This is a genomic window from Paenibacillus sp. JT22N1 (assembly GCF_059692155.1).
This window is the reverse complement of sequence record NZ_JCAUAW010000003.1, coordinates 89,574-103,865: the sequence shown is the minus strand read 5'-3', so window position 1 is coordinate 103,865 and position 14,292 is coordinate 89,574. Positions and strand designations below refer to the sequence as shown.

Sequence of the window (14,292 nt, the reverse complement as noted above, 5' to 3'; positions counted from 1 at the left end):
TTGGAGGTGAAAGTGTGGCTACAGCCCCGATTTCAGGTAATGTTACCGATTTGATCAATGCTGGAAAAAATGCAAAAAGCAAAGATAAAGACAACAATACATTAGGCAAAGATGATTTCCTTAAAATCTTGATTACTCAACTTCAAAATCAAGACCCCACGCAACCTTTGCAAGATAAAGAGTTTATTGCACAAATGGCGCAATTCACATCCGTAGAGCAACTTACGAACATGGCCGGTGAAATGAAGCTAATGCGTCAATCTCTTGGTTTTGTATCAGGTTTGATTGGGAAATCGATCACATGGACGGATATCGACTCATCTGGAGCATCTGTCGAAAAGTCTGGTGTTATTGATTCCATTACATTCAAAGACGGAAATCAATACGCCAATGTGAAGGGAGTGGAAATTTCTCTTGACAAGCTCAAGAAAATTGAGAATGTTGGAGAAACCAAATGACAGAGAGAATATCCATAGGGCAGCTTTATCCTAATGCGGTTTCTCCTGCGTCTACGAGACGAACACCTGTACAGCAGCCGGCATCCAATTCCGGTATTCCACCTTTTCAGAAACTTCTTCAGGAGCAATTTGTTCGTTTCAGTCATCATGCAGAGGTTAGACTGAAAGAGAGAGACATTCAATTAAAGCCAGAGCAATTGGATAAGCTTAACAAAGCAATCGACAAGGCTGCTGCTAAAGGTGCTAAGGATGCGCTTATGATTCTGGGTGGCAATGCTTTAATTGTTAATGTTCCTAACCGAACTGTTGTGACGGCGCTTGATGGAAATGCAATGAATGAACATGTTTTTACACAAATAGATAGTGCCATTATTATTTCTTAACCATCAGGCTCGACCGTGCAGGAAGCCTGGGGCTGTGGAACGATTGAAGCAGCTCATTTTATTTTTAATCCGATTAGGAGGCCTATTAGATGTTAAGATCTTTGTACTCAGGCGTTTCAGGTATGCGTGGTTTTCAAACGAAATTAGATGTTATCGGTAATAATATCGCAAACGTAAATACCATCGGATTCAAAGGCAGCCGTGTTATGTTCAAAGATATTCTTAGTCAAACCGTTGCTGGTGTTAGTGCTGCCGATGAGAACCGCGGTGGTGTCAATGCTCAGCAAGTAGGATTAGGTGTTAGTTTGGCTGCTATTGATACAATACATACGGCTGGAAGTGCAATGACAACGAATGTGACTACTGATTTGCGTATAAACGGTGACGGATTCTTTGCTGTAGGGACAACGGAGCAGGTTGACGCGCCATACTTGACAAGATCAGGTAATTTTACTTTAGATGCTTCCAGAAATCTTGTTAATGCTGAAGGACTTCATGTTATGGGTGCTGAAGGTGCTGGTCCGATAGTGCTTCCTGATGATATTGTTTCATTCTCAATAGCACAAAACGGAGATATTATTGGTGTTAACAATACAGGAGCAACGGTTACTACAGGTCAGAAAGTTGGCGTCGTTAAAGTAATTAACCCTTCTGGTCTTGAGAAAATTGGTGGGAATTTGTATCGCATGACAGCTAATGCGAACCCAGACCCAGAGACAATTGCAGTTGGTGCACCAGGTAATCCAGAAACGGGAACAGGGACTCTGATTTCAGGACAATTGGAAATGTCGAACGTTGACTTAACAGGTGAATTCACCGAAATGATTATTGCTCAACGTGGTTTCCAAGCGAATTCTCGGATTATCACGACTTCAGATGAAGTGTTACAAGAAGTCGTTAATCTTAAACGTTAATCTTAAGGTGATGTGAAAGAGGGGAGCTAGTCTCCCCTTATCCTGATACAGGAGGAGAAACATGATTTCTCTCACTCGTTTAAACGGTAAAGCCATTATCCTGAATGCCATACTGATCGAACTTATTGAAGAGACTCCAGACACAATGATCACGTTGACAACAGGTAAGAAAATCACAGTACTCGAAAAGGCAGAGGTTGTGGTAAGCTTAGTGCGGACCTACATGCAGGAGATTGGCTCAGTGCGAGCGACAATAAAGTCCAGGGATGCGGAGGGTTCGTAAGTGTTTAAGAACAAAATTTTCATACTCATTGTCTCCATTCTAATTGCAATTACTTTGATTTTGACGGCTGCCTTCGTATTGTGGAACTTTATGGAGAAAAATAATCAATCCAAAGACCCTGCGGTACAAGCTCAGGAAGCTGTTGCAAGCGTGAAGCCAACGAAAGCACCATCGGCTGAGGCAGTAAAGGCAAACACAGCGATTATTAAAGATATTTTGACAAACTTATCTGGTAGTCAAAATTTCATTAAAATTAGCTTCGCTTTTGAGTTAGAGAACTCGAAGACTAAAACAGAATTTGACAGTTTACTAGAATCTGCTGTTAAAGGCACAATTGTTCAAGCGTTAGGGGATTTGACAAAGGAACAAATTGAAGGTAGTAAAGGTTCAGATAGTTTAACTTCTACGTTAATGAACAAGCTTAACCCCTTGTTACATGAGGGTAAAATTAAACAAATTTGGATAACCGATAAAGTACTTCAATAACTCGCTTTTGATTTTGCTTAAAGGAGGTGACTCGAATGGTTGATGTTCTGTCGCAAAATGAGATCGATGCCTTGTTAGCTGCTTTGTCCTCAGGCGAAATGGATGCGGATGAACTTAAAAAAGAGGATACGCAGAAGAAGGTAAGGGCTTATGACTTTAAGAGAGCAGTACGTTTCTCAAAGGATCATATTCGCAGCTTAACCCGGATTCACGAAAACTTTGCACGATTTTTGACAACGTATTTTTCTGCTCAGCTCCGTACGTTCGTACAGATTAGTGTTGTCCAGGTTGAACAACTGCCCTACGACGAATTTATTCGTTCGATCCCGAAAATGACCATTTTGAACATCTTTGAAGCGGAGCCTTTAGAGGGTCGAATGGTGCTTGAGGTTCATCCCAATGTCGCATTTGCTATGTTGGATCGTTTGTTGGGTGGTGCAGGTACGACCCCAACCAAAATTAATGCTTTAACTGAGATTGAAACGATTGTGATGGAACGTATTTTTAGCAGAGCATTCGATAGTTTACAAGAGGCATGGAAGACTGTCATTGATATTCAACCTCGTTTAGAGGCTCTTGAAACAAATCCGCAGTTCATGCAGATTGTTTCACCTAATGAAACCATTGCGCTAATATCACTTAGTACCAAAATCGGTGATACAACTGGGATGATCAACTTGTGTATCCCTCACGTGGTCATCGAACCCATTATGCCTCGACTTTCTGTGCATCACTGGTTTGTCTCCCAGAAGAAGACGAGAGCACCTGAAGAAGTGGAAGCACTTCAATCGCGCTTGGAAAAAACCAAGCTGCCTCTTATTGCAGAATTGGGATCGTCCGAAATTTCAATACGTGATTTCCTTGGCTTAGTGCCTGGCGATGTAATCCCGCTGCATAAATCCGTCGAAGATTCGCTTCAAGTCAAAGTGGGCGAGAAGCTGAAATATCTCGGAAGCCCCGGTACCTTAAAAGGGAAGATGGCTGTACAAATTACAGAAATCGTAAACGAAGGAGAAGAAGATTATGACGAATAACAGAGATTATTTGTCCCAGGAAGAGATCGATGCTTTGTTGAGACAGTCATCGGACGATAGTTCGGCCTCTTCTTATAACGGGCCTCCTAAAGTTGAAGACTACTTATCTCCCCTAGAACAGGATGCACTTGGTGAAATTGGTAATATCACTTTCGGTAGTGCGGCCACAGCGCTTTCGACATTGCTTGGAAAGAAAGTAGACATTACGACACCAAAGGTTTCAATTATTGGCAAAGAAGAATTGGAAGAGCAGTTTCCAAGACCTCATGTTGCCGTTCATGTGAATTATGTTGATGGTTTTGATGGTATTAATCTACTTGTCATTAAAACACGTGATGCCCAGGTCATTGCTGACTTAATGATGGGTGGGGATGGTACTGGCGGTGATGAAAATCTTAGTGAAATTCACATCAGCGCAGTGCAAGAAGCCATGAATCAGATGATGGGATCTTCTGCTACGTCTATGTCTACTATCTTTAATCGATTTGTCAATATCTCTCCTCCAGGAATCGACATATTAAATTTGTCGAAAGGAGAAGGAAAACTACCCGACGAGGACGTATTTATAAAGATATCGTTCCGACTAGCCATTGGCGATCTTATTGATTCTAACATCATGCAATTATTACCTGTTCCATTCGCCAAAGAAATGGTATCGATTCTCATGGGTGGTGATTCTGACTCTTCAATGGAAGCTGCACCTGCGGCTCAAGCACCGGCTCCGTCATCAGTACCGTCACAAGTACCTGCACAGGAAGCTCATACACCGCCTCCACCAGCTCCAAGTCCGATATACGAGCAGCCTATGTACCAACAACAGCAGCCCGTGTATGAACAACCAATGTATCAACAGCCACCAATGGGACAGCCGATGTATCCACCACAACAGCCTATGTACCCGCCACAGCAACCCATGTATCAGCAGCCTCCGGCAGCTTATGGTGGGATGCCGAATCGGAATGTAAATGTTCAACCCGTACAATTCGGGAATTTACAATCGGGTTCGTTGGGACAGGCTGATGATACAAACCTTAATTTACTACTGGATATACCTCTTAAGGTGACTGTTGAATTAGGCAGAACGCATAAGGTGATTAAAGACATCTTAGAACTTTCCCAGGGTTCGATCATTGAATTGGATAAGCTGGCAGGTGAACCTGTAGATATCTTAGTAAATAATAAGTTGATTGCCAAAGGCGAAGTTGTCGTCATCGATGAAAACTTTGGGGTTCGTGTTACAGACATTGTTAACCAGTGGGAACGAATTCAAAAGTTACAATAATTTAAATTTAGGGGGATTTTACTCATGGCTAACCGTATTCTTATTGTTGATGATGCTGCATTTATGAGAATGATGATTCGTGATATTTTATCTAAAAATGGTTATGAGGTTTGTGGAGAAGCGAATGATGGTGCACAAGCCATTGAAAAATACAAGGAATTGAAACCTGATTTAATTACAATGGATATTACGATGCCTGAGATGGACGGTATTCAAGCATTGAAAGAAATCAAAAAAATTGAACCTACTGCAAAGGTCATTATGTGTTCCGCGATGGGGCAGCAAGCGATGGTTATTGATGCCATTCAAGCAGGAGCAAAAGACTTTATCGTGAAACCATTCCAAGCAGACCGTGTTATCGAAGCGATTAAAAAGACTCTAGGTTAAGCCGTCTACGTTCGGTTGAGTCTTACATAAACCGAAAGGGTTGTGACTATGAGAAGACTCCAATCGAAACGACTGATTACTGCAATATTAAGTGTAGTCACAATGTTATATACCAAATCCATTGCTTTTGCTGAAACAGAGCCGGGACAAGGTCTTCCAACATCGGAATTTCCGACTACCGACTCATTTAATTCGTTTGGCATGGTTGTTAAAGTCATATTCTTTCTGATATTAATTATTCTCTTATTCTTTATGCTTATGAAGTACATAGCTAAGAAAAATAAAGGGACTATGTTCGGGAACTCAATACGTTCTTTAGGTGGAGTTCCCCTCGGGCAAAATAAATCTATTCAGATTGTTGAAATTGGTCATTCGCTCTTCGTGGTTGGCGTCGGTGAGAACATTCAGTTGTTGGATAAGATCAATGACGCCGATGAAGTTGCGTATATTTCGGAATTGCTTACATCTTCTCAGGATGATCGGGTGGGCTTTGGTGCAATAAGCAAATGGATAAGCAAACTTCCTGTTAGAAAGAAAGAGATCGAGGAAGAAGTAGAAATTACTTCATCCTTTCAACAAGTATTTCACGATAGGCTGCAGCGAGTATCAAACCGTAATAAAGATGCTCACGAATGGCTTTCTGATCAAAAACAAACAGATCGGTTGAATGATGAATGAAAAGAAATAAATTAGTTCTTACGCTTCTGATTGTCATGATTTCAGTGTTCCTCTTATCACTGACAGCTTCTGCTGCTGAAACAGTTCCAACCAATCCGATACCCGGGTTAAATGTGAATATTGGGACTAGTGGCACTGCCGGTGGATCTTCTAACACAGTTACGTTATTGCTCTTATTAACCGTTTTAAGTCTTGCACCATCTTTTCTTATTTTAATGACTAGTTTCACAAGAATTGTCATCGTGCTTGGATTCGTTCGAACATCACTTGGAACCCAGCAGATGCCGCCTAATCAGGTTTTAATCGGACTAGCTCTGTTTTTAACCTTTTTTATTATGTCTCCTACTTTGGGAGAGGTTAATCAGACAGCGCTGCAGCCTTATCTGAAGGGTGAAATTAATCAGACCCAGGCTTTTGAGAAAGCTTCCTTACCAATGAAGAAGTTTATGTTCAAGCATACACGTCAGAAGGATCTAAAGTTGTTCTTAGACTACACCAAAGCTAAAGCACCTACAGGCGTAGAAGATATACCGATTACTTCATTAGTTCCGGCATACGCAATAAGTGAACTGAAATCAGCTTTCCAGATGGGATTCATGATTTTCATCCCATTTCTGGTCATAGATATGGTTGTATCCAGTACCTTAATGGCAATGGGAATGATGATGTTACCGCCTGTTATGATTTCACTCCCTTTTAAAATTCTACTTTTTATACTTGTAGATGGTTGGTATCTTGTGGTGAGATCATTACTCCTAAGCTATGGTTAAGGATCAAGATATCGGAGGTTTCTAAATGGGATCGGAATTTGTAATACGGATTGCTGGTGAGGCTGTTTATACTGTGCTTAAAGCAAGTGCGCCCATGCTTATTATTGGGCTTGTCGTTGGTCTGATCATAAGTATTTTTCAAGCTACGACGCAGATTCAAGAACAAACACTAGCGTTTGTTCCCAAAATTGTTGCGGTTCTGCTGTCTATTTTAATATTTGGACCTTGGATCATGAATACACTGGTTGATTTTACCTTTAATTTACTCAACAACCTTTACAAATTCGTTGGATAGGTTGTGAGCGATATGACATACTTTTTCCAAGTTATCCCTATCTATCTGCTTATTTTTTGTCGAATTACATCGTTCTTTGTCGTAGTCCCCATTCTTTCTTCAAGAAATGTTCCGATGATGTTCAAAGTCGGTCTATCTGTATTCATCTCGTTAATCATTTTTGCGACTATGGGGTTGGATAAACCCATTCCCATGGATGGTGAATACATTCTATTGATCATTCGTGAAATGCTTGTTGGCGTTTTACTTGGTTTTCTCGCCTATATCTTCTTTACGGTTGTCCAGACAGCTGGCTCTTTTATGGATATGCAAATCGGCTTCAGTATGGCGAGTGTGATTGATCCTCTAACGGGGGCCTCAACCCCAATGTTAGGTAACCTTAAATACATGGTCGCCGTGCTGCTTTTTCTTTCTTTTGATGGACACCATTTTTTGATCAGGGCAATTATTGACAGTTACCGCTGGATACCACTGGACAATCAACTGTTCTCACGCATCTATGATGGACAAATTTCGAATTTCTTGTTTCAATCGCTATCTAAAATGTTTTACCTTTCGTTTCAACTCGCTGCTCCTATCATAGCAGCCCTTTTTTTGACAGATTTAGGACTAGGGCTCTTAACGAGGGTGGCTCCGCAATTTAATATTTTCGTTATTGGCGCACCTTTGAAAATGATTCTTGGTTTTTTCCTGCTAGTCATTCTTTTTCCTGAATTAATATCACAATTTCAACATTTATTTGCAACAATTTTTGATTACATGGAGAAGTTGCTTCAACTGATTAGCGGCACACAGCAACCATCACCTAAGTAGGAGGTAAGCCGTGTCCCAAACATTTCGATTGAAGCTCGATTTACAATGGTTTGCTGGGGAAAAGACGGAACCTGCGACAGCAAAGAAAAGGCAAGATGCTCGTAAAAAGGGTCAAGTTGCGAAGAGCATGGACCTACCTGCGGCATTTATATTACTCTTTTCATTTCTTTCATTCCTCATGTTCGGTGGTTATATGAAAGAGAAGTTGGTAAACATCTTTCGTAACGTCTATGAGAATCAACTGACGATGGACATTACAGCCGCAAACGTTCAGGTATTATTCGTAGATTTAGTCCAACAAGGGTTAATCATTTTAGCTCCTATTTTCATCCTTGTAGTTTTAGTAGCCTTTATTGGAAATTATGCACAAATTGGCTTTATGTTCATTGGCGACCCCTTGATGATGAAGTTTAACAAGATCAATCCAATTGAGGGTTTCAAACGAATTTTTTCACTCCGAACCGTCATGGATTTTCTTAAGTCGACAATGAAGATGTTAATTATCGGTTATGTCGTGTATACGACATTAATGGGGGAAAAAGCTAAATTACTAGGTCTTGGCCATGCTCCTCTGGAGAGTACATTTTCATTTATTGCCTCAGTCACGCTAAAACTAGGGATCAAAATTGGAGCGATTTTAATTGTCCTTGCCATTTTTGATTTCATATATCAAAAGTATGAGTACGAGAAAAGTCTCAAAATGTCCAAACAGGATATCAAGGATGAGTATAAGAAGAGTGAAGGGGATCCACTTATCAAAGGAAAGATCCGTGCGAAGCAGCGCCAGATGGCCATGCAGCGCATGATGCAAGAAGTCCCCAAAGCAGATGTTATTATTACCAATCCAACCCACTTTGCGGTTGCTTTGAAATATGATTCGAACAATATGCAAGCCCCGACAGTTATTGCTAAGGGCGCGGATTATGTTGCTTTAAAGATTAAAGAAGTTGCGAAGAAAAACGGTATTATGACAATGGAAAATAAACCGCTTGCTCGAGCGATCTTTGCACAGGTGGAAATTGGTGACTCCATTCCCGCTGAGCTGTTCCAGGCTGTCGCAGAAGTATTGGCTTATGTATATAAAGTGAAGGGCAAAACGAACTAATGAGGAGGGAGGTACAATCAGATGAAGATCAAGGATTTATTGGTTCTTATAGGTATTATCGGTATTGTATTAATGATGATTGTACCGGTTCCAATCCCTTTGCTGGATTTTCTTTTAATTATTAATATATCGATTGCCTTAATGATTATTTTGGTTGCTATGAATACAAAGGAAGCTCTTCAGTTCTCAATCTTCCCTTCTTTACTCCTGATTACGACTTTGTTTCGGTTGGCGTTAAACGTCTCAACTACGCGGAACATTTTGTCGCATGCAGAAGCAGGCGACGTGGTCAGAACTTTTGGTTCTTTCGTTGCTCAAGGCAATATCGTCGTGGGATTCGTTGTGTTTCTCATCCTTGTCTTAGTACAATTCATCGTAATTACCAAAGGTTCTGAGCGCGTTGCCGAGGTTGCAGCGAGATTTACACTCGATGCGATGCCGGGCAAACAAATGAGTATTGACGCAGATTTGAATGCAGGGTTAATCAATGAGGTCCAAGCTCGTGAACGCAGACAAAAGATTGAACGAGAAGCTGATTTCTACGGAGCAATGGATGGTGCAAGTAAGTTTGTTAAAGGGGATGCCATTGCCGGCATCATCATCCTCGTCATTAATTTGATTGGTGGCTTTATTATTGGGATGACGATGAAAGGGATGTCTTTTTCTAAAGCACTAGAAACATTCTCGATCCTAACCATTGGTGATGGACTCGTCAGCCAGATTCCTGCCCTGTTGATTTCAACTGCTGCGGGTATTATCGTAACACGGGCATCATCAGAAGGAAATTTAGGTCACGATATCACTAAGCAGTTAACCGCACAACCTAAGCTTCTTTATATTGTTGCTGGTACACTTATGGTCCTTGGCTTATTCACGCCAATTCATTGGTTCACTACGTTCCCGATTGCTGGATTGTTAATTTACGCAGCTTTTAAAATGCAGAAGAACTTGGAACGCGAAGCGATCAAAGAAGAACAATTGGTGGAGGAGCAACAAATCGAGGAAGTGCGGAGTCCTGAAAGTGTTATTTCCTTGTTACAAGTCGATCCCATTGAGTTTGAATTTGGTTATGGTTTAATACCTCTTGCTGATACTCAACAAGGCGGGGATTTACTAGATCGGATTATTTTGATTCGCCGACAATGTGCGCTTGAGCTTGGGGTTGTCGTACCCGTTATTCGCATCCGTGACAATATTCAACTACGACCGAATGAGTATATCATCAAAATAAAAGGCAATACAGTTGCACGCGGCGAACTACTTCTTAATCACTACTTAGCCATGAGTCCTGGTATTGATGATGATTCAATAGCAGGTATAGAAACGACTGAGCCTGCCTTTGGGTTGCCTGCTATATGGATAGATGAAGTAACCAAAGAAAGAGCGGAGCTATCTGGCTACACAGTCGTTGATCCTCCTTCCGTAGTGGCTACTCATTTAACCGAAATTATTAAGAAACATACACATGAACTTCTGGGTCGTCAAGAAACTAAAGCACTTATTGAGAATGTTCGTGAGTCTTATCCAGCACTTGTTGATGATCTTATTCCTTCCGTTTTGTCGGTTGGGGACGTTCAGAAGGTGTTGGCAAAGTTACTTCGCGAGAAAATTTCTGTACGTGATTTGGTAACGATTTTGGAAACTCTTGCGGATTATGGCACTTATACAAAGGATCCTGAAATACTGACTGAATATGTTAGACAATCATTATCAAGACAAATTACTCAACAGTTTACATCTCTAGGTGATTCCTTAAAAGTGATTACGGTTGGTCCTTCTGTGGAAAAGAAAATTGCCGATTCTGTTCAGCAATCAGATCAAGGAAGTTACTTAGCACTTGACCCATCCTCTTCACAAATTATTTATCATCGCGTCAGCGAGCAAGTGACTAAATTGATTCAATCCGGACAACAGCCTGTTATTTTAACTTCACCAACGATTCGGATGTATTTAAGACAATTGCTTGAGAGAACTTTGCAAGATATACCTGTATTATCCTACAGCGAATTAGAGCCTAGCGTTGAAATTCAGAGTATGGGGGTAGTCAATTTATGAGAGTAAAAAGATATGTTGTCGATTCCATGCCGGACGCTTTGCAAAAAATTCGTACGGATTTAGGCAAGGATGCGGTAATCCTCAATACCAAGGAAATTCGCACAGGTGGTTTTCTTGGTCTATTCGGTAAAAAAAAGATTGAAGTTATCGCTGCAATTGATGGAGCAAACACAAATTCAGGTGGGGCCGCTCAGCGGTTTGCACCTCAGCCTCAACAACAGAAAGTCATGAATCAAGATCAACCTGCAAGAGCCCAAACGCATCTATCAGATTTTCCTGATGTCCCAGATGTGATCGCTCCTGTTACAGCAAAAAAAGTACCCGTTACCGTTAGCGCAGGCGTTGAGACGCAACAGACTTATACATCACAGCAGTCTTACTCACCTGTTTCGGTAAATGCCCCTAATAGAGTTAATCTCAAAGATGAGCACCTCATGGAGGAGCTCAAACAAATGAAGGAAATGATGAGAAAGCTTACTCACGCATCCGACGTGTCAAATCTCCCTGAACCATTACAGAAGATAGAACAACGATTATTTGACCAAGAAGTAGATCCTACGTTAGTTCGTCAAATTATGGATGAAGTAGTGGCCGATTTTCAGCTTGCAGATGAGCCTGTAACGGATGAGTCAGCTCTTCAAGTTGTCCGATCCAAGCTTGGGCAGGTGCTTCAGCCCAGTCGCAGCAAACAAATTTCAACACAAACACGCGTGGTACATTTCGTAGGTCCAACAGGTGTTGGAAAAACGACAACCATAGCAAAGTTAGCAGCGGAACAAGTGTTGAAGTATCAACGTAAGGTTGGATTTATTACTTCGGACACGTATCGAATTGCGGCAATTGAGCAGTTGAAAACATATGGAACCATCTTGAATGTTCCCCTTGAAGTTGTTTTCTCACCGCAGGATTTAGCGAAAGCATTTCATAATCTAGAAGAATGTGACGTTATTTTCATGGATACGGCTGGACGCAATTTTCGAAATGAAATGTATGTTTCGGAGCTTAACTCGTTGCTTAAAACACAAGGAAATAGCGAGACTATTCTGGTTCTGAGCTTAACAACAAAGTATCGGGACATGAGAGCGATCACGAACAATTTTAATAAGTTTAAGTTGGACAAAGTATTATTCACCAAGATGGATGAAACAGACTCCTACGGTGCTATTGTAAATGTTGTTCACGAGTTCTCACTGCAGCTTTCGTATGTTACGAACGGTCAAAGCGTACCCGATGATATTACGGAATTGAATGAGTGGCAAATCATCGATTTGTTATTGGAGGAACCTAGAGCATGAAGGATCAAGCAGAAGGGTTGCGGAACCTGGTACAGATACAGAATGACAACAAAGGAACAAAAGCAACCAGGATTATTACCGTGACTAGCGGAAAGGGAGGCGTAGGTAAATCAAATTTTACGCTAAACTTTGCTTTAACGCTTCAGTCCCAAGGTTATAAGGTTCTTGTCTTTGATGCAGACATTGGGCTTGCCAACATTGATGTGCTGATGGGGATTTCCTCCAAATACAATTTGTATCACTTGTTGAAAAAGGAAAAAACGATCTGGGAAATTATCCAGAAAGGCTACAATGATTTAGATTTTATAGCTGGTGGATCTGGATTTAACGATTTACTACGACTAACCGATGAAGAACTGAACTATTTTGCCGAGCAAGTCATGCAGCTCAACGGGTATGTTGATTTTATCATTTTTGACACAGGTGCCGGATTGTCCAAAGAAACGTTGAAATTTATACTTGCCGCCGAAGAAGCGTTTGTTGTCACGACGCCCGAGCCTACTTCCATAACGGATGCTTATGCCATTATAAAAATGGTTAACTCAATGGGACATGACGTTTCTTTTAAACTAGTTATCAACCGAGTAACCGATGCCAAGGAAGGCAAGCACACGGCCGATAAAATTTCTTTAGTAGCTAAACAATTTCTGGATATCCAAATCCCTACATTAGGATTCGTTGACGATGATGCGGCTGTATCTAAGGCGGTTAAAAAGCAGATACCTTTTACTGTTGCTTTTCCGAATTCGGCTGCATCACGAAGTCTTCAATTATTAGTCGCTAATTATATTAATGGTTATCGAGTAATCGACACACCAACATCCGGTGTCAAGGGCTTTTTAAATAAAATGATGAAACTTTTAAAATAGGATTTTCGCAAATCGTGTCGAATAAGCACATAAGAGGGAGGGGAGCAGCATGGCACCATATAACATTCTAGTCGTAGACGACTCCGTCTTTATGCGAAAAATTATAAGCGATTTGATTTCAGATAATCCTCAGTACAAAGTCATAGGAACAGCAAAAAATGGACAAGAAGCCATTGAACAAGTGAAGCTATTACGCCCCGATGCCGTTACGATGGATGTGGAAATGCCAATAATGAACGGTTTGGATGCTTTGCAGAGAATCATGGCAGAACAACCAACGCCTGTCATTATGTTAAGTTCCTTAACCCAGGAGGGTGCTTCTGAAACGATTAAAGCACTCGAGTGGGGAGCTGTCGACTTTATTCGAAAGCCGTCAGGCTCCATATCCCTTGACCTGTATAAAGTTAAACAACTTCTTCATGAGAAGCTGCATATGGCAGTTCGAACGAAGTTAAGACCGGTACAGCAGCAGCCTGTGTCTCCGCGGGTTACTCAACCAATAATACCCAAAAGTAACGCCAGTTTGATGAAAGCACCCGATACTAAACTTGCAGTAAAGTCTGGTTCAACGTATTTCGATCATCTAGTAGCCATAGGTACTTCTACAGGAGGGCCTCGTGCCTTACATCAGGTGATCTCTCATATTCCTGCAGGTTTTCCTGCGCCGATCTTAATTGTTCAACATATGCCACCTAATTTCACCAAATCATTAGCCCAACGTCTGAATGACATTTCTCAGATACAGGTAGTCGAGGCTGCGGAAGGGGATGTGCTCCAAACGGCAACAGCTTATGTAGCACCGGGAGGATGGCATATGGTCATCTACAAAGATACGGACAAAACGTACAAAATTCGATTGAACAAGGAAGAACCTCGTTCTGGCCACCGCCCCTCAGTGGATGTCATGTTTGAGTCCTTGCTTGGTATGAGTGAGTTGAAGAGGCACATCGTCCTGATGACAGGCATGGGCAGCGATGGAGCTAAAGGAATGCTCTCATTAAAGCAATCTGGCGTATCAACAACCATTGCAGAGTGCGAAGAAACCTGTGTCGTATACGGGATGCCTAGAGCTGCTGTAGAGATCCAAGCTGCGATGCATGTATTGCCACTGCAGGATATTGCAACTCGATTAGCTCAATGCGTACTTAATTAAGTGAAATTTAGCAAGCAGGTTACATAATGATC

17 protein-coding genes are annotated in these 14,292 nt (G+C 41.4%); all 17 read left to right on the top strand.

What is annotated here, in order from left to right:
- Positions 1 to 14: 14 nt before the first annotated feature.
- The 17 genes from AC58UU_RS06775 (at position 15) to AC58UU_RS06695 (ending at position 14,260) form a co-directional block, all read left to right on the top strand.
- Complete coding sequence (locus tag AC58UU_RS06775; RefSeq protein ID WP_497314161.1) at positions 15 to 458, top strand: flagellar hook capping FlgD N-terminal domain-containing protein; 444 nt, start codon at positions 15 to 17, stop codon at positions 456 to 458.
- On the top strand, positions 455 to 841 hold the full coding sequence (locus tag AC58UU_RS06770; protein ID WP_497314159.1) for a TIGR02530 family flagellar biosynthesis protein: 387 nt from the start codon (positions 455 to 457) through the stop codon (positions 839 to 841). The genes AC58UU_RS06775 and AC58UU_RS06770 overlap by 4 nt, the downstream gene beginning before the upstream one ends.
- Positions 842 to 930: 89 nt before the next feature.
- A complete protein-coding gene (gene flgG / locus AC58UU_RS06765; protein WP_497314157.1) occupies positions 931 to 1,755 on the top strand; it encodes a flagellar basal body rod protein FlgG in 825 nt (274 codons plus the stop codon).
- 61 nt (positions 1,756 to 1,816) lie between these two features.
- Positions 1,817 to 2,038, top strand: coding sequence for a flagellar FlbD family protein (locus AC58UU_RS06760; protein ID WP_029195364.1), 222 nt, complete (start codon positions 1,817 to 1,819; stop codon positions 2,036 to 2,038).
- Positions 2,039 to 2,524 (top strand): flagellar basal body-associated FliL family protein, encoded by a 486-nt coding sequence (locus AC58UU_RS06755; RefSeq protein WP_171688258.1) that lies wholly within the window; start codon positions 2,039 to 2,041, stop codon positions 2,522 to 2,524.
- Positions 2,525 to 2,559: 35 nt separating this feature from the next.
- Complete coding sequence (gene fliM / locus AC58UU_RS06750; RefSeq protein WP_497314155.1) at positions 2,560 to 3,558, top strand: flagellar motor switch protein FliM; 999 nt, start codon at positions 2,560 to 2,562, stop codon at positions 3,556 to 3,558.
- A complete protein-coding gene (gene fliY / locus AC58UU_RS06745; protein ID WP_497314153.1) occupies positions 3,548 to 4,840 on the top strand; it encodes a flagellar motor switch phosphatase FliY in 1,293 nt (430 codons plus the stop codon). Before fliM ends, fliY begins: the two co-directional genes overlap by 11 nt.
- Positions 4,841 to 4,864: 24 nt before the next feature.
- Entirely contained in the window at positions 4,865 to 5,227 is a 363-nt protein-coding gene (locus AC58UU_RS06740; protein WP_029195368.1) for a response regulator, read from the top strand.
- A 102-nt stretch (positions 5,228 to 5,329) separates the two neighbouring features.
- Positions 5,330 to 5,905, top strand: a complete 576-nt coding sequence (locus AC58UU_RS06735) for a flagellar biosynthetic protein FliO (RefSeq protein WP_497314151.1) — start codon at positions 5,330 to 5,332, stop codon at positions 5,903 to 5,905.
- On the top strand, positions 5,902 to 6,675 hold the full coding sequence (fliP, locus tag AC58UU_RS06730) for a flagellar type III secretion system pore protein FliP (protein ID WP_171688254.1): 774 nt from the start codon (positions 5,902 to 5,904) through the stop codon (positions 6,673 to 6,675). Before AC58UU_RS06735 ends, fliP begins: the two co-directional genes overlap by 4 nt.
- A gap of 25 nt (positions 6,676 to 6,700) precedes the next feature.
- The gene (gene fliQ / locus AC58UU_RS06725; protein ID WP_029195371.1) at positions 6,701 to 6,970 is read left to right on the top strand and encodes a flagellar biosynthesis protein FliQ; all 270 of its coding nucleotides are present in this window, start codon (positions 6,701 to 6,703) and stop codon (positions 6,968 to 6,970) included.
- 12 nt (positions 6,971 to 6,982) lie between these two features.
- Positions 6,983 to 7,783 (top strand): flagellar biosynthetic protein FliR, encoded by an 801-nt coding sequence (gene fliR / locus AC58UU_RS06720; RefSeq protein WP_497314884.1) that lies wholly within the window; start codon positions 6,983 to 6,985, stop codon positions 7,781 to 7,783.
- Positions 7,784 to 7,793: 10 nt separating this feature from the next.
- Positions 7,794 to 8,888, top strand: coding sequence for a flagellar biosynthesis protein FlhB (gene flhB, locus AC58UU_RS06715; protein WP_171648852.1), 1,095 nt, complete (start codon positions 7,794 to 7,796; stop codon positions 8,886 to 8,888).
- 21 nt (positions 8,889 to 8,909) lie between these two features.
- A complete protein-coding gene (flhA, locus tag AC58UU_RS06710) occupies positions 8,910 to 10,943 on the top strand; it encodes a flagellar biosynthesis protein FlhA (RefSeq protein ID WP_497314148.1) in 2,034 nt (677 codons plus the stop codon).
- Positions 10,940 to 12,238, top strand: coding sequence for a flagellar biosynthesis GTPase FlhF (gene flhF, locus AC58UU_RS06705; protein ID WP_497314146.1), 1,299 nt, complete (start codon positions 10,940 to 10,942; stop codon positions 12,236 to 12,238). Before flhA ends, flhF begins: the two co-directional genes overlap by 4 nt.
- Positions 12,235 to 13,107, top strand: coding sequence for a MinD/ParA family protein (locus AC58UU_RS06700; protein ID WP_497314144.1), 873 nt, complete (start codon positions 12,235 to 12,237; stop codon positions 13,105 to 13,107). The genes flhF and AC58UU_RS06700 overlap by 4 nt, the downstream gene beginning before the upstream one ends.
- Positions 13,108 to 13,156: 49 nt before the next feature.
- Positions 13,157 to 14,260 carry a protein-glutamate methylesterase/protein-glutamine glutaminase gene (locus AC58UU_RS06695; protein WP_497314142.1) on the top strand — a complete coding sequence of 368 codons (1,104 nt, stop codon included), beginning with the start codon at positions 13,157 to 13,159 and terminating at the stop codon, positions 14,258 to 14,260.
- Positions 14,261 to 14,292: the final 32 nt, after the last annotated feature.